This is a genomic window from Enterobacter cloacae complex sp. HYC033_NIDB, from assembly GCF_056673335.1.
In genome coordinates, this window is sequence record NZ_CP115123.1 from 3,053,174 (window position 1) to 3,071,946 (window position 18,773).

General features: G+C 57.5%; 16 protein-coding genes and 2 pseudogenes. 8 read left to right on the top strand and 10 right to left on the bottom strand.

The window, feature by feature from the left end; translation table 11 throughout:
* Window positions 1-22: 22 nt before the first annotated feature.
* The 3 genes and pseudogenes from O1721_RS14755 to O1721_RS14765 all read left to right on the top strand — a co-directional run.
* A pseudogene (locus tag O1721_RS14755) lies at window positions 23-229 on the top strand (DUF2878 family protein); the annotation flags it as partial.
* A pseudogene (locus O1721_RS14760) lies at window positions 219-431 on the top strand (hypothetical protein); the annotation flags it as partial. The pseudogenes O1721_RS14755 and O1721_RS14760, both read left to right, overlap by 11 nt.
* Before the next feature lie 23 nt (window positions 432-454).
* A complete protein-coding gene (locus tag O1721_RS14765; protein ID WP_032648235.1) occupies window positions 455-988 on the top strand; it encodes a DUF3833 domain-containing protein in 534 nt (177 codons plus the stop codon).
* Here the strand turns inward: O1721_RS14765 and O1721_RS14770 are convergent.
* Window positions 985-1,443, bottom strand: a complete 459-nt coding sequence (locus tag O1721_RS14770) for a DMT family transporter (RefSeq protein ID WP_023296569.1) — start codon at window positions 1,441-1,443, stop codon at window positions 985-987. The genes O1721_RS14765 and O1721_RS14770 overlap by 4 nt on opposite strands.
* Window positions 1,444-1,447: 4 nt before the next feature.
* Window positions 1,448-1,882 (bottom strand): DMT family transporter, encoded by a 435-nt coding sequence (locus tag O1721_RS14775; RefSeq protein WP_003857304.1) that lies wholly within the window; start codon window positions 1,880-1,882, stop codon window positions 1,448-1,450.
* A gap of 98 nt (window positions 1,883-1,980) precedes the next feature.
* Here O1721_RS14775 and O1721_RS14780 point away from each other — a divergent pair, with 98 nt between their 5' ends.
* On the top strand, window positions 1,981-2,913 hold the full coding sequence (locus O1721_RS14780; protein WP_032648237.1) for a LysR family transcriptional regulator: 933 nt from the start codon (window positions 1,981-1,983) through the stop codon (window positions 2,911-2,913).
* A 3-nt stretch (window positions 2,914-2,916) separates the two neighbouring features.
* Here O1721_RS14780 and O1721_RS14785 read toward each other — a convergent pair whose 3' ends face one another.
* Window positions 2,917-3,945, bottom strand: coding sequence for a methionine synthase (locus tag O1721_RS14785; RefSeq protein WP_003857302.1), 1,029 nt, complete (start codon window positions 3,943-3,945; stop codon window positions 2,917-2,919).
* Window positions 3,946-3,970: 25 nt separating this feature from the next.
* Window positions 3,971-4,945: a DUF1852 domain-containing protein gene (locus O1721_RS14790; protein WP_023296571.1), complete on the bottom strand. Its 975-nt coding sequence runs from the start codon at window positions 4,943-4,945 to the stop codon at window positions 3,971-3,973.
* Between the two features lie 168 nt (window positions 4,946-5,113).
* On the opposite strand from O1721_RS14790, the gene O1721_RS14795 reads away from it, so the two are divergent.
* Window positions 5,114-5,653, top strand: a complete 540-nt coding sequence (locus tag O1721_RS14795) for a DUF2058 domain-containing protein (protein ID WP_017384500.1) — start codon at window positions 5,114-5,116, stop codon at window positions 5,651-5,653.
* 7 nt (window positions 5,654-5,660) lie between these two features.
* Here O1721_RS14795 and O1721_RS14800 read toward each other — a convergent pair whose 3' ends face one another.
* Entirely contained in the window at window positions 5,661-6,347 is a 687-nt protein-coding gene (locus O1721_RS14800) for an RluA family pseudouridine synthase (protein ID WP_023296572.1), read from the bottom strand.
* 90 nt (window positions 6,348-6,437) lie between these two features.
* On the bottom strand, window positions 6,438-7,043 hold the full coding sequence (gene azoR, locus O1721_RS14805; RefSeq protein ID WP_017693462.1) for an FMN-dependent NADH-azoreductase: 606 nt from the start codon (window positions 7,041-7,043) through the stop codon (window positions 6,438-6,440).
* A gap of 203 nt (window positions 7,044-7,246) precedes the next feature.
* On the opposite strand from azoR, the gene hrpA reads away from it, so the two are divergent.
* Window positions 7,247-11,149, top strand: coding sequence for an ATP-dependent RNA helicase HrpA (gene hrpA, locus O1721_RS14810; RefSeq protein WP_032648241.1), 3,903 nt, complete (start codon window positions 7,247-7,249; stop codon window positions 11,147-11,149).
* A gap of 85 nt (window positions 11,150-11,234) precedes the next feature.
* Here hrpA and O1721_RS14815 read toward each other — a convergent pair whose 3' ends face one another.
* The 4 genes from O1721_RS14815 to O1721_RS14830 form a co-directional block, all read right to left on the bottom strand.
* A complete protein-coding gene (locus O1721_RS14815) occupies window positions 11,235-11,894 on the bottom strand; it encodes an O-methyltransferase (RefSeq protein ID WP_017693460.1) in 660 nt (219 codons plus the stop codon).
* A gap of 73 nt (window positions 11,895-11,967) precedes the next feature.
* Complete coding sequence (locus O1721_RS14820) at window positions 11,968-13,347, bottom strand: efflux transporter outer membrane subunit (protein WP_032648243.1); 1,380 nt, start codon at window positions 13,345-13,347, stop codon at window positions 11,968-11,970.
* Window positions 13,344-14,426 (bottom strand): HlyD family secretion protein, encoded by a 1,083-nt coding sequence (locus tag O1721_RS14825; protein WP_017693458.1) that lies wholly within the window; start codon window positions 14,424-14,426, stop codon window positions 13,344-13,346. Before O1721_RS14825 ends, O1721_RS14820 begins: the two co-directional genes overlap by 4 nt.
* 22 nt (window positions 14,427-14,448) lie before the next feature.
* Window positions 14,449-16,101, bottom strand: coding sequence for an MFS transporter (locus O1721_RS14830; protein ID WP_023303698.1), 1,653 nt, complete (start codon window positions 16,099-16,101; stop codon window positions 14,449-14,451).
* 215 nt (window positions 16,102-16,316) lie between these two features.
* Between O1721_RS14830 and O1721_RS14835 the strand changes: the two genes are divergently transcribed.
* Window positions 16,317-17,111 (top strand): YdcF family protein, encoded by a 795-nt coding sequence (locus tag O1721_RS14835; protein ID WP_017384495.1) that lies wholly within the window; start codon window positions 16,317-16,319, stop codon window positions 17,109-17,111.
* A gap of 198 nt (window positions 17,112-17,309) precedes the next feature.
* Window positions 17,310-18,749: an aldehyde dehydrogenase gene (gene aldA / locus O1721_RS14840; RefSeq protein WP_032648245.1), complete on the top strand. Its 1,440-nt coding sequence runs from the start codon at window positions 17,310-17,312 to the stop codon at window positions 18,747-18,749.
* Window positions 18,750-18,773 lie beyond the last annotated feature (24 nt).

The window sequence follows — 18,773 nt, forward strand, 5'->3', positions numbered from 1 at the left end:
TGGCCATCGGGTTTGATCTCTACTGGACGCGCTCTGGGCGCTGACGGGGCTGATTGCGTTCACGGGCGCGTCCCTGATGCCGCTATGGATGGTGGCGCTGTGGCTAATGTTTGCCACCGTCTGGACGCAACTGACCCGCACGACCACCTTGCCGGGCTGGTTGCTGACGGTACTGGCGACCCTGGGCGGGCCGGTGGCCTACCTGATCGGCGAGCGTCTGGGGGCCGTTTACCGTTTATACCTCTCAGCTTCTGACGCCCGACGGCAGCTATACAGGGTTAGACGGCGATAATGCGCTGATTATCACCTATGCCCGGGACATCGATGGTGACGACCTGGTTGAGGCGACCCGCGACCAGTGGCAGGCGCAGGGCATTTTGCAGCAGGAGCCGCAGAGTGAAGCATGGCTGAGCGAGTATCCTGAACTGCGTCAGCAGTTAATCGGAGGACCACAATGAAACGTTTCCTGTTAATGGCGCTTGCCCTGACGATGCTGGTGGCCGGATGTAGCACCGAGGTGACAGAGTATCGTCAGCAGCAGCCACGGCTTGATATTTTTACTTACTTCCAGGGGAAAACCGAGGCGTGGGGGATGGTGCAGGATCGCAGCGGTAAGCAGATCCGTCGTTTTCACGTCGAGATCGCCGGGGATGTTATCGGCGATACGCTGACCCTGAATGAACATTTTGTCTACGATGACGGCGAGAAGCAGCAGCGCGTCTGGCATATCCGCCGCGTTGGGCAGAATCGCTATGAAGGCACGGCGGGTGACATAGAAGGTGTCGCGACAGGCCAGGCGGCGGGCAATGCCCTTAACTGGCGCTACAGCATGAACGTGAAGGCGGACGGTAAAACCTGGCTGCTGCACTTTGATGACTGGATGTATTTGCAGGACAGCACCCGTCTGTTTAATAAAACCGAGATGAAGAAATTTGGCGTCACCTTCGCCACGGTGACGCTGTTCTTTACCCGCAAAGAGGGCGGTTAATCCTCTTCGGGCTGAGGTTTACTGCTTGAGTAGATGAAGAAGAGCGCAATACTCAGGCAGACGACGGCCCCGAAACGGCTCACTGAAAACGGAATGGCTTCATTGTTCAGCCAGCCAAAGTTATCAATCAGCATGCTCATGGCCAGCTGGCCCAGGATAACCGCTACCGTGGCAACGGCGGTCCCGATGCGCTGCACTGCGAGCACCATAATCACGATATAGGGCACGCCGCACAGGGCCCCCAGAAGCTGCCATTTGGGCACATCCATCAGGCTGACCGCCTGTTTCGGCTCAAAAAAGAAGATCAGCATGGCGGTCACCAGCGCGCCGACGGAAAACGTCAGAAACGCGCTTTTAAATACCCCCACGCTGCTGCCTAATTGCCCGTTAATGGCAGCCTGAATGCTCAGCGTTGCGCCGCCAATCACCGCCAGAATAATCATAATCACTGTCATAACGTTACCCCTGCGCCACGAGAATGAGCGCGGCGATTATAAATCCCAGCGCAATAATGCGTTTTGTATCGATCCTGCGGTGCGGCGTACCCAGCAGGCCATAGTGGTCAATAATCAGGCTTTTAAAAACCTGGCCTGCCAGAATGCCGATCATCGTCATGGCAATGCCGATCGCAGGCGTGGCAATGGTGAGAATGATGACGTAAACCGGGCCGAGCACGCCGCCCAACAGGTGCCATGAAGGCTGCGCAAAAAATGAGGGACTGTTGCGCGGGCTGAAAAACAGCATCAGCAGAAACGTCAGCCCCGTTCCCACGCTGAATATGCTGAACGCCGCCCACAGGTCGCCCACCTCTGCGCCCAGCGGCCCCAGCAGCCCGGCTTCCACGGACAGCCCCATGCCACCAGCAATCACCAGTAAAATTAAAATAATGTGCATAACGCTTTTTCTCCTTTTTCCAGGCGGAGAAGATTACGTCTGAACATCATTGAGAAAAATGCCATAATGCAGGAAACACCTTTGCAGGAAATGCATTAATGATGGATGCCGGACATATCAGCATTCGCGCGCTGCTGATCTTCATCGACGTTTATGAAACGCAGAATTTTTCCGTGGTGGCGAGGCGGGAAGGGATTTCTGCGTCGCAGGTCTCACGCGTGATCCACCAGCTTGAGGACGCCCTCGGGCAACAGCTTTTCTACCGCAACACGCGGGCGATTATGCCCACAGAGAGCGGGCATCTTTTTGTGCGCTATGCCCGTGCGATGGCCGTGAATATGGAGGACGCGCGACGCGAGCTGGATGAACGCGCCCGCGAGCCGTCGGGCACGCTGCGTATCAATGGCCCGGTCTTTTTCGGACAAAGGCACATCGCGCCGGGCCTGCCGGGGCTTCTGGCGCGTTACCCTCGTCTCTCCATTGAACTGACCCTCACCGACGATTTTATCGATCCGCACCGTGATGCCGCGGACGTTATCTTCCGCATCGGCGCGCTGACGGACTCCTCGTTTCACGCCCGGGTGTTCGGGCAGCAGTTCTATCATCTGGCGGCCTCGCCGGACTATCTGCAAAAACATGGCGCGCCCGAGGGGCCGGACGATCTCAGCCGTCACCACTGTCTGGTTTACCGCGGCTCGTCCGGGCCTAACCGCTGGCTGATCCGGCGGCCGGGCGAGGCGTGGGTTCACTATCCCATTGTACCGCTGATGACTTCCAATAACGCGGAAACGCTCCTGATTGCGGCGCTGGGCGGCATGGGCGTTGTGCTTTTCCCGGACTGGATGGTGAGCGAACGGCTCAAAAGCGGTGAGCTGGTGGCACTGCTGCCGGAAATGGAGTGTTCAATTAATACGGAGCCACTGACGATTGCGGCGATTTACCCGAACGCGCGTCATCCGCCCCTGAACGTCAGGGCGGTGATTGATTACTATATTGAGCGATTCGGTACGCCACTGTACTGGCAAACCTGAAGGTTAGCGGGCAAGCTCGCGACGGATAATGTCAGCCCCGGCGCTTAACGCCTTCAGCTTACCGTTGGCGACCTGGCGGGAAAGGGGGGCCATACCGCAGTTGGTGGACGGATAGAGCTTGTCTGCATCAACAAACTGCAACGCCTTGCGCAGCGTATCGGCCACTTCTTCCGGCGTTTCGATGGTCTGGGTGGCCACGTCAATTGCCCCGACCATCACTTTTTTACCGCGGATAAGCTCCAGCAGATCCATCGGCACGCGCGAGTTGTGGCACTCCAGCGAGATGATATCGATCTTCGAGGTCTGTAACTTTGGAAATGCCTCTTCATACTGGCGCCACTCGGAGCCGAGCGTCTTTTTCCAGTCCGTATTGGCTTTGATGCCGTACCCGTAACAGATATGTACCGCGGTTTCGCATTTCAGCCCTTCAATGGCGCGCTCCAGCGCGGCGATACCCCAGTCATTCACCTCGTCGAAAAAGACGTTAAAGGCAGGTTCGTCGAACTGAATAATGTCGACGCCGGCCGCTTCCAGCTCGCGGGCCTCCTGATTGAGAATTTTAGCGAACTCCCAGGCCAGCTTTTCGCGGCTTTTATAGTGGGCATCGTATAGCGTGTCGATCATGGTCATCGGGCCGGGCAGCGCCCACTTGATCGGCTTGTCAGTCAGCTGGCGCAGGTATTTAGCGTCGTCAACAAACACCGGCTTCTGGCGCGCCACCGCGTCTACCACGGTCGGCACGCTCGCATCGTAACGGTTACGGATGCGTACCGTCTGACGGTTCTCAAAATCCACGCCGCTGAGATGTTCAATAAAGGTGGTGACAAAATGCTGGCGGGTTTGTTCCCCGTCGCTGACGATATCAATCCCGGCGCGAATCTGTTCATCCAGAGACAAACGCAGCGCATCCTGTTTCCCTGCCAGTAATTCCTCGTCCTGGAGTTTCCACGGCGACCAGAGCGTTTCCGGCTGCGCAAGCCAGGTGGGTTTCGGCAGGCTGCCAGCCGTTGATGTCGGGAGCAATGTTTTCATAAAAGAACCTTTTATCCGTATTAAATTAAAGCGTGAAGTGTTGAGACCACTGCTCAAGAAGGGTTTTATAGGGTTTGATAAACCGCTCTTCGGTATATTTACCCTGTTCAATGGCCAGCCGGCTGCGCTCTTCACGGTCATAGACGATTTTGGTTAATGAGTGATCCTGCTGATTCAGGTCGGGCTGATAGCACTGTCCCGCAGCGGAATTGGCATTGTAAATTTCTGGTCGATAGATCTTCTGGAACGTCTCCATGGTGCTGATGGTGCCGATCAGTTCCAGATTGGTGTAATCACGCAGTAAATCGCCGGTGAAGAAGAAGGCGAATGGCGCGACGCTGTTTTCCGGCATGAAATAGCGAACCTTCAGGCCCATCTTCGCGAAGTACTGTTCCGTTAGCGACTCGCCGTCCGGCTGGTACTCATAGCCCAGCACCGGGTGGTGGTTACCGGTACGACGATAGGTGTCTTTGCTGGAGACGCTCAGGCAGATCACCGGCGCTTTTTTAAAGTTCGCCTGATATTCCGCAGAATGAACGAAGCTTTTAAAAATATTGCCGTGCAGCTCGCCAAAATTCTCGGGGAGGGAGAAACGGGCCCGGTCTTTATTATGCTCCAGCAGCAGGACGCTGAAATCATAGTCACGAACATACGATGAGAAGTTATTTCCGACGATGCCTTCGATGCGCTCGTGGGTTTTTTTATCCACGATCGTCGTTTGCAGAATTTCGATGGCCGGGAAAGTAAAATCGCCGCCGATATTCATATCGACTGAAATAATCTCCAGCTCGACGGCATAGCGGTCAGCTTTCGGGTTATCCCAGCTCGCCAGCGCGTTAAAGCGGTTGTTGATCATCACCAGCGTATTGCGCAGGTTCTCCTGACGCTTCTCGCCACGCGCCAGGTTGGCGAAGTTGGTGGTGGTACGCGTGTTTTCTGACGGGTTATAATTTTCATCAAAGCAACTGCGCTTAAGGGTAAATGTGAAAGCCTGACTCATTTGGTTATGCATCCTAAGTTCATGTTGCCGGAACGTTATCAATGCATAATTTATGCCTGAGCCACTGGCGCAGGGGAAGTGACTTAATTTCACTGCAACATGAGGGTTCTTCATGAACTGCGCGATTCAGGTATAATCCCCCGACATTTCCAACCGGTTTAAACGAACATGACAAAACTCACCCTACAAGAGCAGATGCTGAAAGCGGGCTTAGTCAGCAGTAAAAAGATGGCGAAGGTCCAGCGCACGGCGAAAAAATCCCGCGTCCAGGCTCGCGAGGCGAGAGAGGCTGTTGAAGAGAACAAGAAAGCCCAGCTGGAGCGTGATAAGCAGCTGAGCGAACAGCAAAAACAGGCGGTGCTGGCAAAAGAGTTCAGGGCGCAGGTGAAGCAGCTGATTGAGATGAACCGCATCACCGTGGCGAAGGGCAACATTACCTTTAACTTTACCGACGGCAACCTTATCAAAAAAATCGAGGTCGATAAGCAGACGCAAACCCAGCTGATCAACGGCCGTCTGGCGATTGCCCGACTGGTGATTAACGCGAATGGCGACTGTGATTACGCGATTATCCCGGCGGTAGTGGCGGATAAAATTGCCCAGCGCGATGCGGACAGCATTGTGCTAAACAGCGCCCTGAGTCAGGAAGAGCAGGACGAAGACGATCCGTACGCAGACTTCAAAATCCCTGACGATTTAATGTGGTAATCCCCGCTCAGAACGGCGCGGCGTGACGGGCGTTTATCGTCTCGCCGCTCAGCGGATGAATAAAATTCAGAGCGCTTGCATGCAGCATCAGCCGGGGCGTTTCTTCCGCCCCCGGCCATTCCAGACCACCATACAGATCGCACCCCAGAATAGGGTGGCCTAACTGCTGGCAGTGAATGCGCAGCTGGTGGGTGCGCCCGGTCTCCGGGGTAAGCTCAACCCGCGTCAGCGGCATTGTCGTATCCTGGTAAATACGTTCCACCACCCGATAGCGGGAGCGAGCGGGCTTACCGGTGCGGGCACAGATCGTCATCAGCGGAAACAGCGCCGGATCTTTGGCAATCGGCGCATCCACGGTCCCTTCGTCCTGTTCCACATGTCCGCACAGCAGGGCGGTGTAAACCTTGTTCACGGCGCGCTGACTGAACTGGTGGCAAAGCGCGGCGTTGATCGCTTTGTTACGCGCAATGACCATCAGACCCGAAGTGCCAAAATCAAGACGATGCACCAGCGTGCAGCCGGGAAAGGTTTGAACAAGACGGTGGTGGACGGAATCGAGGTTTTGCGGATTTTTCCCCGACAGGCTGAGCAGACCGGAAGGTTTATTGATCAGCAGCAGATGCTCGTCCTGCCAGAGGATCTCAATGTTGTCGTGACAGGGTGGTGCAATAAACGTATCTATAATGACAGACATCAGGCCGCCGGGCTGGAGAGTGGGTGCGGATGATAACGAAATACGGGGGAAAAGAAAAACCCTCCCACCGGGCGGTGAGAGGGGGAAAACTTAGGCAGCGACCAGGCTGTCGATAGCGGCTTTCGCGTCGGTCTGCGCTTTGGTGGCCACTTCCGGGCCGTAAGCGATACCTTCAGCGAACACGAAGTTCACGTCGGTAATGCCGATGAAGCCCAGGAACAGCGTCAGGTACGGTGCGACCAGGTCGGTAGGGGTATCTTTGTGAATACCGCCGCGGCTGGTCAGGACGATAGCGCGTTTACCTTTCACCAGACCTTCCGGGCCGTTCTCGGTGTAACGGAAGGTTACGCCAGCGCGTGCCACCAGGTCGAAGTAGTTCTTCAGCTGGGTAGGAATGTTGAAGTTGTACATTGGGGCGTTGATCACGATAACGTCGTGCGCCTGCAACTCAGCAATCAGCTCGTCGGAGAGCGCCAGGGCTTCCTGCTGACGCGGCGTAAGAGGCGCATCGCTCGGACGCAGCGCGCCAACCAGCTCGCCGTCCAGCACAGGAATTGGGTTTGCCGCCAGGTCACGCACGGTGATTTCATCCGCGCTGTGCTGTTCACGCCACTGTTCAACGAAATAGTCAGACAGCTGACCAGACTGTGAATACCCTGCCAGAATACTGGATTTCAACACTAATACTTTGCTCATGGGAAATTCCTGTTTTGTATTTGATTGAGGGGGTTGCCCCGTTGCTTGTTGACACTTTATTCACAATCCTGCCACAGGGATAGCGCAATATATCGAAGCCTATGTTCGAATTTTTTGAATAAGGCGCGAAAAGCGCTGATGTGGTACTCTATACCAATCATTAAAAAGAGATTTTATCCGGCAGTGCACTGCCCGTTAACGCTATGACAGAACACCAAAAATTGACCTTCCCGATGCTGATGCAAAAGCTTGATTCGCTGATGCTGCGCGATAAACAGCGGTTTGCGCGCCGTCTGCACGGCGTTAAGAAGGTTAAAAATCCTGATGCACAACAGGCCATTTACCAGGAGATGGCCAACGAGATTGAACAGGCGGCAGGGAAAGTTGTGCTGCGTGAAGCCGCACGTCCGGAGATTACCTATCCGGAAAATCTGCCCGTCAGCCAGAAGAAACAGGACATTCTTGAGGCCGTACGCGACCACCAGGTGGTGATCGTCGCGGGGGAAACCGGTTCAGGTAAAACCACTCAGCTGCCGAAAATCTGCATGGAGCTGGGCCGCGGGGTGAAAGGGCTGATCGGTCACACCCAGCCGCGTCGTCTGGCGGCGCGCACCGTGGCGAACCGTATTGCGGAAGAGCTGCAAACGGAGCCGGGCGGCTGCATCGGCTACAAGGTGCGATTCAGCGACCACGTCAGCGATAACACCATGGTTAAGCTGATGACCGACGGTATCCTGCTGGCGGAAATCCAGCAGGATCGTCTGCTGATGCAGTACGACACCATCATCATCGATGAAGCGCACGAGCGCAGCCTGAACATCGACTTCCTGCTCGGCTACCTGAAAGAGCTGCTGCCCCGGCGTCCCGATCTGAAAATCATCATCACCTCCGCGACCATCGACCCGGAGCGCTTCTCAAAACATTTCAACAATGCGCCGATTATCGAGGTGTCAGGACGCACATATCCGGTGGAAGTGCGCTATCGCCCGATTGTGGAAGAGGCGGACGATACCGAGCGCGACCAGCTTCAGGCCATCTTTGATGCCGTCGACGAGCTGGGCAACGAGAGTTCTGGCGACATTCTGATCTTCATGAGCGGCGAGCGCGAGATCCGCGATACCGCCGATGCGCTCAGCAAGCGCGATCTGCGCCATACTGAGATCCTGCCGCTGTACGCGCGCCTGTCGAACAGCGAGCAGAACCGCGTGTTCCAGCCGCACAGCGGGCGCCGCATCGTGCTGGCGACCAACGTGGCCGAAACTTCGCTGACCGTACCGGGCATTAAATACGTGATCGACCCGGGTACGGCGCGCATCAGCCGCTACAGCTACCGCACCAAAGTTCAGCGCCTGCCGATTGAGCCGGTTTCGCAGGCGTCGGCTAATCAGCGTAAGGGCCGCTGCGGCCGCGTGTCGGAAGGGATCTGTATTCGTCTCTATTCGGAAGACGATTTCCTGTCGCGCCCTGAGTTTACCGATCCGGAGATCCTGCGGACCAACCTGGCATCCGTTATTCTGCAAATGACCGCGCTGGGGCTGGGCGATATCGCCGCCTTCCCGTTTGTGGAAGCGCCGGATAAGCGCAATATTCAGGACGGGGTGCGGCTGCTGGAAGAGCTGGGGGCCATCACCACCGACGAACAGGCGACGGCCTACAAGCTAACGCCATTGGGCCGCCAGCTTAGCCAGTTGCCGGTCGACCCGCGTCTGGCGCGCATGGTGCTGGAGGCGCAAAAACACGGCTGCGTGCGCGAGGCGATGATCATCACCTCGGCGCTCTCCATTCAGGATCCGCGCGAGCGTCCGATGGATAAGCAGCAGGCGTCGGATGAAAAACACCGTCGCTTCCACGATAAAGAGTCCGATTTCCTCGGCTTTGTGAACCTGTGGAACTACCTTGGCGAGCAGCAAAAAGCGCTCTCCTCGAACCAGTTCCGCCGTCAGTGCCGGGTGGATTTCCTCAATTATCTGCGCGTACGCGAGTGGCAGGATATCTACACCCAGCTGCGCCAGGTGGTGAAAGAGCTGGGTATCCCGGTGAACAGTGAACCGGCGGAGTACCGCGAAATTCATATCGCCCTGTTGACTGGCCTGCTGTCTCATATCGGGATGAAGGATGCGGATAAGCAGGAATATACCGGCGCACGCAACGCGCGTTTCTCCATCTTCCCGGGCTCCGGTTTGTTTAAGAAGCCGCCGAAGTGGACCATGGTCGCCGAGCTGGTGGAAACCAGCCGTCTGTGGGGGCGTATCGCCGCGCGTATCGATCCGGAGTGGGTTGAACCAGTGGCGCAGCACCTGCTGAAACGCTCATACAGCGAGCCGCACTGGGAGCGCGGGCAGGGCGCGGTGATGGCGACGGAAAAAGTCACCGTCTACGGCCTGCCGGTGGTGGCCGCGCGTAAGGTTAACTACAGCCAGATCGATCCGGCGTTGAGTCGCGAGCTGTTTATCCGCCACGCGCTGGTGGAAGGCGACTGGCAGACGCGTCATGCCTTCTTCCGCGAAAACCTGAAGCTGCGCGCCGAGGTGGAAGAGCTTGAGCACAAGTCCCGCCGTCGCGACATTCTGGTGGACGACGAGACGCTGTTTGAGTTTTACGATCAGCGCATCAGTCACGATGTGATCTCGGCGCGCCATTTCGACAGCTGGTGGAAGAAAGCCAGCAAAGAGGCCCCGGACCTGCTCAACTTCGAAAAGAGCATGCTGATCAAAGAGGGCGCGGAGTCGGTCAGCAAGCTCGATTACCCGAACTTCTGGCATCAGGGCAACCTCAAGCTGCGTCTGACCTATCAGTTTGAGCCGGGCGCGGATGCCGATGGTGTGACGGTGCACATTCCGCTGCCGCTGTTAAACCAGGTGGAAGAGAGCGGGTTTGAGTGGCAGATCCCCGGTCTGCGCCGCGAGCTGGTCATTGCGTTAATCAAATCCCTGCCTAAACCGGTGCGGCGTAACTTTGTGCCGGCGCCGAACTACGCCGAAGCGTTTTTAGGCCGCGTCACGCCGCTGGAGCTGCCGCTGCTGGACGCCCTGGAGCGTGAGTTCCGCCGCATGACCGGGACCACCATCGACCGCGACGACTGGAACTGGGATCAGGTGCCCGATCACCTGAAAATCACATTCCGCGTGGTGGACGATAAAAACAAAAAGCTGCTCGAAGGCCGTTCTCTGACGGAGCTGAAAGAGGCGCTGAAAGGTAAAGTCCAGGAGACGCTCTCTGCGGTGGCCGATGACGGCATTGAGCAGAGCGGGCTGCACATCTGGAGCTTTGGTCAGCTTCCGGAAAGCTACGAGCAGAAGCGCGGGAACTACAAGGTGAAAGCCTGGCCCGCGCTGGTGGATGAGCGCGACAGCGTGGCGATTAAGCTCTTTGACAATCCGCAGGAGCAACAGCAGATGATGTGGCGCGGGCTGCGTCGACTGCTTCTGCTTAACATCCCGTCGCCGATTAAGTATCTGCACGAGAAGCTGCCGAACAAAGCCAAGCTGGGACTCTACTTTAACCCGTACGGTAAGGTGCTGGACCTGATCGACGACTGCATCTCCTGCGGTGTGGATAAGCTGATCCACGAGGCGGGCGGTCCGGTCTGGACGGAAGAGGGCTTTGCTCAGCTTCATGAAAAGGTGCGCGCGGAGCTGAACGACACCGTGGTCGAGATTGCCAAACAGGTCGAGCAGATCCTTACCGCCGTGTTCAATATCAATAAGCGCCTGAAGGGGCGGGTGGATATGACCATGGCCCTGGGGCTGTCGGACGTCAAGGCGCAGATGGCGGGGCTGGTGTATCGCGGCTTTGTCACCGGCAATGGCTTTAAGCGTCTGGGCGATACGCTGCGTTATTTGCAGGCGATAGAGAAGCGTCTGGAGAAAATGGCGGTCGATCCGCATCGCGATCGTGCGCAGATGCTGAAAGTCGAAAACGTGCAGCAGGCGTGGCAGCAGTGGCTCAACAAACTGCCGCCGGCGCGTCGCGATGACGACGACGTGCGGGAGATCCGCTGGATGATCGAGGAGCTGCGCGTCAGCTTCTTCGCTCAGCAGCTGGGAACGCCGTATCCCATTTCGGATAAGCGTATCTTGCAGGCGATGGAGCAGATTTCCGGCTAAAACCGTTGCCCGGTGGCGCTGCGCTTACCGGGCCTACGGTAAAACATGTAGGCCGGGTAAGGCGTAGCCGCCACCCGGCTTTTGTTCACCCGTTCACCATCGCCAGCGTAAACCCATCCCATCCCTTAATGCCCACCGTTTGCAGCGCAGTGGCGGTTAAGCGCGGGTTATCTCCAGTCATCTCGATAAACTTCCGTACTCCCTGCACGCGTGCATCGTCGCTTTGCCCGTTAATCACCTCGCCGTCACGTACCACGTTGTCACCGATAATGACCGTGCCGGGGCGGGAGTAGTGCAGCGACCACTCCAGGTAACCGGGGTTGTTAGGCTTATCGGCATCAATAAAGATCAGGTCGAAGGGAGGGACGTCACCGAAATTCTCGAGCGACTTTAGCGCCGGGCCTTCAATCAATTCGATACGATCGCTGAGTCCCGCAAGGTGAATGTTCTGGCGTGCAACAGCGGCATGTTTCGGGTCCGCTTCAAGCGTAATCAGCTTTCCATCCGGCGGCAGGGCGCGCGCCATCCAGATTGAGCTATACGCACCCAGCGTACCGATTTCCAGTATTCGACGCGCCTGTGTCATGCGGACAAACAGCGCCAGCAGTTGCCCCTGATTAGCGGCAACATCGTGCTCGGGCAAACCGGCGCGTTTGTTGTTTTCAAGCACGCTCTGGAGAACCTCATCCTCAGGAATAAGCGAAGAAATCATGTAAGTATCTACTGAACACCACTGTTGTTGCATAGATTGACTCCCTGGAGGGTATCGTCGGGTGCGAAATGTAGGCCCGGTAAGCGCAGCGCCTCCGGGCATGTCTTCAGGCACTGCTCCAGCCGCCGCCCAGCGCTTTATACAAATCAATTTGCGCCAGCAGCAGGTTGTTTTTCACCTGTACCACGCTGGTCTGCACCGAGAACAGCGTGCGCTGCGCATCGAGCTCATCCAGATAAGAAGAGTATCCGTTGCGGTAGCGGTTTTGCGCAATCCTCAGCGTCTCCTGCGCGACCGTCTGCTGTGCCAGCAGCTCGGTAAGCTGTTCCTGATAGCGGGTGATGGCATCAAGGCTGTCATTCACCTCAGCAAACGCGTTACGCACGGTTTTTTCGTAGCTATACAGCGCCTGATTCCGCTGGGACAGAGAGATATCTACCTGCGCATTCAGCGCCTGACGGTTCAGCAGCGGCGCAAGAATACTGCCGCCCACGCTCCAGAGCTGTAGCGGGTTATCCAGCAATCCCGACAGCGTGCGATCCTGCACCGATCCCGTGGCCGTGAGGTTGATCGACGGCAGCAGGCTGGCGCGCGATGCCGCCAGCGTCGCGTCCGTCGCAATCAGCTGACGTTCAGCCTGGACGATATCCGGGCGCCGGTTCAGTAGCGTCGACGGCAGCTGGGAGGGCAGTTTCAGCGGCGTCAGGGCATCAAAGCTTTCACCGCGCGCAACGTCACCCGGGTTGCTGCCCAGCAGCAGGCTAAGCGCATTTTCCTGCTGCGCAATCTGGTGCTGAAGCAGTGGAACCTGGGCGCGGGTGGCGCGCAGCTCAGAATCCGATTGCATCAGCTCAAGGCGAGAGCTGTATCCCGTCTCAAACTGTCGCTTGGCGAGGTTGAACGCCTCTTCACGCGACTTCAGTGTGGACTGGGTTACGCGCAGCTGTTCGTCCAGCGACAGCAGGGTGACGTACCCGGAGGCCACCGAGGATGCGACGGTCAGATCAGCCGCCGCAGCCGCCGCCTTTTGTGCCTCCAGCGACGCTTCAGCGGCACGGGAGGTGCTGCGGTTTACGCCCCAGATATCCACGTCATAGCTGGCGGTCAGGCTGCCTTTGTACAACGTACTGTATACCGGAAGCCCCGTGGCGGCGGACTGCGAGCGCGCGCGCGTCCCGGTCACGCCCGCGTCAAGCGACGGGAACAGGCTGCCGTCAGCGGCGTACACCCGGGCCTGGTACTCGTTAATCCGCTCGCGGGCAATCAGCACGTCGCTGTTATTCTTCAGCGCCTGATCCACATAGCGATTCAGATTGCTGTCGTGAAAATTTCGCCACCAGAGCTGCTCTGTCGGGCTGGCTGGCCCCGACGTCGCGCGCCACTGGGCCGGTATGTGCAGGGACGATTTGGCGGGCTCAACGTCTACCGACTGGCATCCCGCCAGGATAGTCATTATCAGCAGGCCGGCTATCGGGCGAAGCGTCATTGTTTCGCCTCCCGCGTGTCGATGGTCACCTGCACCGACATGCCAGGACGCAGCAGCCGGTACGCCTCCGGCTCACCGAGTACCTCAATGCGTACCGGGATGCGCTGGGCGATTTTAACAAAGTTGCCCGTGGCGTTGTCCGGGGTGATAGCGCTGAACTCGACCCCTGTGGCCGGGGATATGCTCTCCACGCGGCCCTGATAGGCTTTATCGTTTAAGGCATCGACGGTAAATTTCACCGGCTGTCCGACGCGTAAATTCGCCAGCTGCGTCTCTTTGATATTGGCGATCACCCAGTGCTGCGGCGGGACCAGCGTGGTAAGGTGCGTCCCGGCGGTGACGTACGCCCCCAGACGCACTGCAATCTGCCCGAGCTGACCGTCACGCGGCGCGACAATGCGGGTGTTTTGCAGATCGATCTGCGCCAGCTCCAGCGCGGCTTTCGCATTCTCAACGTCCGCTTCCAGCGAACCGCGATTGACGATGACCGTTTGTAGATCCTGACGCGACATCTCAAGCGTTGCTTTCGCCTGGTCGATATCGGCGCTCCCCTGGGCGGCGCTGGCCAGTGCCGAATCGCGCTCGCGAATGGAGAGGGAGCCGTCCGCGGTCAGCTCTTTCACGCGTTTCAAATCCGCCTGGGTTTTCAGACTTTGGGCACGGGCGTTTTTCAGCGCCGCCTCGTTTTTGGCAATCACCGCTTCCGCGCTTTTGCGCTGTTGCAGGTTGTTATTCAGGGCTGCAATTTTCATTGCCAGCTGCGCCTCGGCCTGATGGACGCGCTGGCGATAGATGCGGTCATCTATCTGCAACAGCAGCTCGCCTTTTTTAACCTGCGCGAAATCCTGAACATGGACCTCGGTAATGTAGCCGTTTACCTGCGGACTGATGAACGTGGTCTGGCCGCGCACGTAGGCGTTATCGGTAAACTGGGCATGACGCGTAAACGGGGGCAGCTGCCAGGCATAAAGGATCACCAGTACCCCGACAATGCCGATAGCCGCGGCGGTGAAAATGGAAACGACGCGCACATTTTTGCGGGTGTTGGCCTGCTCTTTGGCGGCATCCTGCTGACTCATAACTTCTCCTGAAAAATAGTCATTACTTGTTGCCAGTGGCGTTCTTAAGGGCCATACGGGCGGTGATGCGCAGGCGTAGCAAGCGCCATAAAATCCAGACCAGCGTGGCAGTGGCAATGCTCGCCGTCAGGAGATAAGTATCGTTGTAAGCCAGGATGTTTGCCTCAAGCGCCGTCACCGTCTGGAGCTGGGTAATGGCCTGAGTTCCCAGCAGGGAACTGTCGCCAATCAGGCTTTTGTACATCTGGGTGTAAAGCTGAATCCGTTCGTTCACCAGCGGGTTAAGGGTGGTGAGCTGGTCAGCCAGCAGGCTGGAATGGTACTTCTCGCGCCAGGTCTGGAAGGTGCCGAGGATCGCGGAACCCAGCAGGCCCCCAAGGTTCTGACTCATGCCAAACATCACGGAAAAGCTCACCAGATTGCGCGGATCGGCGATCACCCCGCCAATGGCGGCCAGCATCGCAGGCGCAAGGAAGAACGCGCTGCCGAAGCCCAGCAGGAACTGGCTGAATATAAGCTGATCCGGCCGGGTCAGGTTGTTGGACTGGCTGTCCAGCAGCGAGGCAACGATCATCAGCGCCAGCGAGGTGATAATCGGCCAGGCCAGTTTAGTGGGCTTAATCGTCAGACAGCTGGTGACGATACCGCAGACGATCCCGGCGAAAATAGCCCACGCCAGATGGGTCATCTGTTCATTCTGTAAGCCTACATATTGCAGCCAGCCGATGACGCCCGTGTTCTGCTCCGCCAGTACGATGCGGATCAGCAGCATGATCAGCCCCAGGCGTACGATGCTGCCGCTGGAGAGCCAACGGGTATTAAGCAGCGGGTTGTTGCGGTTATGTTCAAACACGATCGCGGAGACAATCAGCACCAGCGAGAGAGCCAGCGCCCAGCCGATCCACGGCGCTTCAAACCACCAGTCCAGACGCCCTAACGACAGAACCGCGCACAGCAGCGCCATGCCGGGCGCAAGCAAAAAGAAGGTGATGAAATCTTTCTTCTCGAAGACCTTGCGTCGATCGCCCGGCGGCAGCTTGAGCGCCATCACGCAGGCCAGGGAGATCAGGGCCAGACCCAGCTCGAAGAAGTACAGCCCGCGCCACTCATCAAGCTGTAACAGCTCGGTGGAGAACAGCCGCGCCAGCGGGATCGCCAGCGACGACCCGGTTATGCCGATGGTCAGCGCCTTCAGTCGGTGCTTCGCGGGCCAGGCCTGGATCTGGTAATAAATGCCGAGCGAGCTGAGCGCGGCGGCGACCATCCCATGTGCCGCACGTACCATCAGCGCCGAGCTGAGATCGTTCACAAACAGGTGGAAAAAGGTGACCAGCACATACAGCACCAGGAAGCCTTCCGTAAAGGCGCGCAAACCGTACTGCTGGCGAAACTTTACCAGCAGCAGGTTGATGGAGACGTTGGTCATGACATAGACGGCAGGCAACCAGGCGATTTCAGTCGACCAGGCGCCAAAGGTGCCTTGCAGATTTTGCAGATTGGCGGTGACGACCGCGTTACCCAGCGCCCCGGTCAGACACACCAGCAGGCCGACCACGCCATAGGCGATTCGTTTCGACGTTGGATGTTCCGGGGTGGAAGGGGAACCCAGCAGGGCGGGTTTCTCGTGTGGCTGCCACTCGCGAGGAGCATAAGGGTCGCGTTGGGGCAGGCGCATAACGGGGTTTACCTTTCAAAAAGTTGAATTGTGAGCGGGCTAATGATTCTAAGGCTGACGCAAATCATAATTCAAGTGAATACGATTTTCTCATGTTAATCAAATGTGAGTGCTTTTTGAGCACATCCCGGCCCCTTTTTTTCAGCATTCATGCCATAGCATGACGCGAAGAAAGGGGGATAATCGAAGGCTCTGTATGCTGTAAGGAGGTAACGATGACAATGGCACTTTTCCCCTGTCTGCCTGGCACAACCCTCGACGCCGTGAATACCGTTGGGGCGTGGCTTGCTCAGGACGACTATCAGGACAACCAGCCCGTTGATCTGGTGATTCTGGCGGGTAATGCGGTGATCCCCGCGATTGATGCTGCCTGTAAAATCGCGGCTGAACAGGGTGTTCCTCTGATCATCAGCGGCGGGATCGGTCACTCGACGACCTTCCTCTACGCCGCGATTGCGAAACACCCCCGCTATAACAGGATACCCACCACCGGGCGTGCTGAGGCGGCTATTCTGGCCGACATCGCCCGTGAATTCTGGAACATTCCGGCCGAGCATCTTCACGTTGAGGATCAGTCGACCAACTGTGGCGAAAACGCCCGCTTCAGCCGGGCGTTGATGAAACAATCCGGACTGAACGCCGCCCGGGTGCTGGTGGTGCAGGACCCGACAATGCAGCGTCGCACAATGGCTACGTTTGCCCGCGTTTGCCGCGACGAGGCCGCATCGCCCGCATGGGTGAGTCATCCCGGCCTGACGCCCGTGCTGCAAAACAGCGACGACGGTCTGGTGTTTAGCGGCCCGGTCGAGGGGTTATGGCCGGTAGAGCGCTACTTGTCGCTGGTGCTGGGTGAATTTCCGCGACTCAGGGACGACATCAACGGCTATGGTCCGGCGGGACGTGATTTCATTGCCCATGTCGATATCCCTGCCGATGTGGACGCCGCGTGGCAGATCTTGCGAAACGACGTCATTCTCACCGACGCGCTGGTGAGCCGTTCCCTGCTGTGATGCTCTGCCCGTTTGCGCCATCTTTTACGCAAACGGGCATCCTGTGTTGCCGATTTGTGATTTTGGAAACGGGCTGACCCGTTTCTTTTATGAGATATCTCATAAAAACAGACTCATAGAGTAGGCAATTGCCCCGGTAATTATAGTTTTTAACATTAAGTTTACTTGTTAAAAACAGTGTGATTACAGGAGCAGGTTATGACAGTACCCGTACAACATCCTATGTATATTGATGGACAGTTTGTTGCCTGGCAGGGTGATGCATGGATTGACGTGATCAATCCGGCCACGGAAGAGGTCATTTCCCGTATCCCCGACGGCAGCGCCGAGGACGCCCGCAAGGCCATTGACGCGGCAGATCGCGCGCAGGCTGGCTGGGAGGCGCTGCCTGCTATTGAACGCGCCAGCTGGCTACGCAAAATTTCCGCCGGGATCCGCGAGCGCGTCAGTGAAATCAGCGCGCTGATTGTGGCCGAAGGCGGCAAGATCCAGCAGCTGGCGGAAGTGGAAGTGAACTTTACCGCTGACTATATCGACTATATGGCCGAGTGGGCGCGCCGCTATGAAGGGGAAATCATTCAGAGTGACCGTCCGGGCGAGAATATTCTGGTGTTTAAGCGTGCCCTGGGCGTCACCACCGGCATTCTGCCGTGGAACTTCCCCTTCTTCCTGATTGCCCGTAAGCTCGCTCCCGCGCTGATCACCGGCAACACCATCGTTATCAAACCGAGCGAATTTACCCCAAACAACGCCATTGCGTTTGCCAAAATCGTCGATGAGATTGGCCTGCCGAAAGGCGTCTTTAACCTGGTGCTGGGCCGGGGTGAAACCGTCGGACAGGAGCTGGCCGGGAACCCGAAAGTGGCGATGGTCAGCATGACCGGCAGCGTCGGGGCAGGCGAGAAGATCATGGCTGCGGCGGCGAAAAACATCACCAAAGTGGGGCTGGAGCTGGGCGGTAAAGCCCCGGCCATCGTGATGGAGGATGCTGACCTCGAGCTGGCCGTGAAGGCCATTGTGGATTCACGCGTCATCAATACCGGGCAGGTGTGTAACTGCGCGGAACGTGTCTATGTCCAGAAGGGGATCTACGACCGTTTTGTGAATCGTCTGGGCGAGGCAATGAAAGCCGTCCAGTTTGGCAATCCGGCTGAGCGAACGGATATTGCCATGGGGCCGCTGATCAACGCCGCCGCGCTGGAGCGCGTGGAGCAGAAGGTGGCCCGCGCGGTGCAGGAGGGGGCTAAGGTGGTCCTTGGCGGTAAAGCGGCAGAAGGCAAAGGGTATTTTTACCCCCCAACGCTGTTGCTGGACGTGCGTCAGGATATGGCGATCATGCACGAAGAGACCTTTGGCCCGGTGCTGCCGGTGGTGGCTTTCGACACCCTGGAAGAGGCGCTGAACATGGCTAACGACAGCGATTACGGTTTAACCTCGTCTGTTTATACGCAGGACCTGAACGTCGCGATGAAAGCCATTAAGGGGCTTAAGTTCGGCGAGACCTACATTAACCGTGAAAACTTTGAAGCGATGCAGGGCTTCCATGCAGGCTGGCGTAAATCCGGTATCGGCGGGGCGGATGGCAAACACGGTCTGAATGAGTATTTGCAGACGCAGGTTGTCTATTTGCAGTCGTAATCAGGAGCCCCCTCCATGCGAGGG

Excerpts from the sequence above, each read along its gene's own strand:
- O1721_RS14830 (WP_023303698.1), bottom strand. The coding sequence starts at position 16,101 with ATGCGCCTGCCCCAACGCGACCCTTATGCTCCTCGCGAGTGGCAGCCA.
- O1721_RS14835 (WP_017384495.1), top strand. The coding sequence starts at position 16,317 with ATGACAATGGCACTTTTCCCCTGTCTGCCTGGCACAACCCTCGACGCC.
- O1721_RS14775 (WP_003857304.1), bottom strand. The coding sequence starts at position 1,882 with ATGCACATTATTTTAATTTTACTGGTGATTGCTGGTGGCATGGGGCTG.
- O1721_RS14795 (WP_017384500.1), top strand. The coding sequence starts at position 5,114 with ATGACAAAACTCACCCTACAAGAGCAGATGCTGAAAGCGGGCTTAGTC.
- O1721_RS14790 (WP_023296571.1), bottom strand. The coding sequence starts at position 4,945 with ATGAGTCAGGCTTTCACATTTACCCTTAAGCGCAGTTGCTTTGATGAA.
- O1721_RS14770 (WP_023296569.1), bottom strand. The coding sequence starts at position 1,443 with ATGACAGTGATTATGATTATTCTGGCGGTGATTGGCGGCGCAACGCTG.
- hrpA (WP_032648241.1), top strand. The coding sequence starts at position 7,247 with ATGACAGAACACCAAAAATTGACCTTCCCGATGCTGATGCAAAAGCTT.
- O1721_RS14765 (WP_032648235.1), top strand. The coding sequence starts at position 455 with ATGAAACGTTTCCTGTTAATGGCGCTTGCCCTGACGATGCTGGTGGCC.
- O1721_RS14815 (WP_017693460.1), bottom strand. The coding sequence starts at position 11,894 with ATGCAACAACAGTGGTGTTCAGTAGATACTTACATGATTTCTTCGCTT.
- O1721_RS14780 (WP_032648237.1), top strand. The coding sequence starts at position 1,981 with ATGATGGATGCCGGACATATCAGCATTCGCGCGCTGCTGATCTTCATC.
- O1721_RS14785 (WP_003857302.1), bottom strand. The coding sequence starts at position 3,945 with ATGAAAACATTGCTCCCGACATCAACGGCTGGCAGCCTGCCGAAACCC.
- O1721_RS14820 (WP_032648243.1), bottom strand. The coding sequence starts at position 13,347 with ATGACGCTTCGCCCGATAGCCGGCCTGCTGATAATGACTATCCTGGCG.
- aldA (WP_032648245.1), top strand. The coding sequence starts at position 17,310 with ATGACAGTACCCGTACAACATCCTATGTATATTGATGGACAGTTTGTT.
- azoR (WP_017693462.1), bottom strand. The coding sequence starts at position 7,043 with ATGAGCAAAGTATTAGTGTTGAAATCCAGTATTCTGGCAGGGTATTCA.
- O1721_RS14800 (WP_023296572.1), bottom strand. The coding sequence starts at position 6,347 with ATGTCTGTCATTATAGATACGTTTATTGCACCACCCTGTCACGACAAC.
- O1721_RS14825 (WP_017693458.1), bottom strand. The coding sequence starts at position 14,426 with ATGAGTCAGCAGGATGCCGCCAAAGAGCAGGCCAACACCCGCAAAAAT.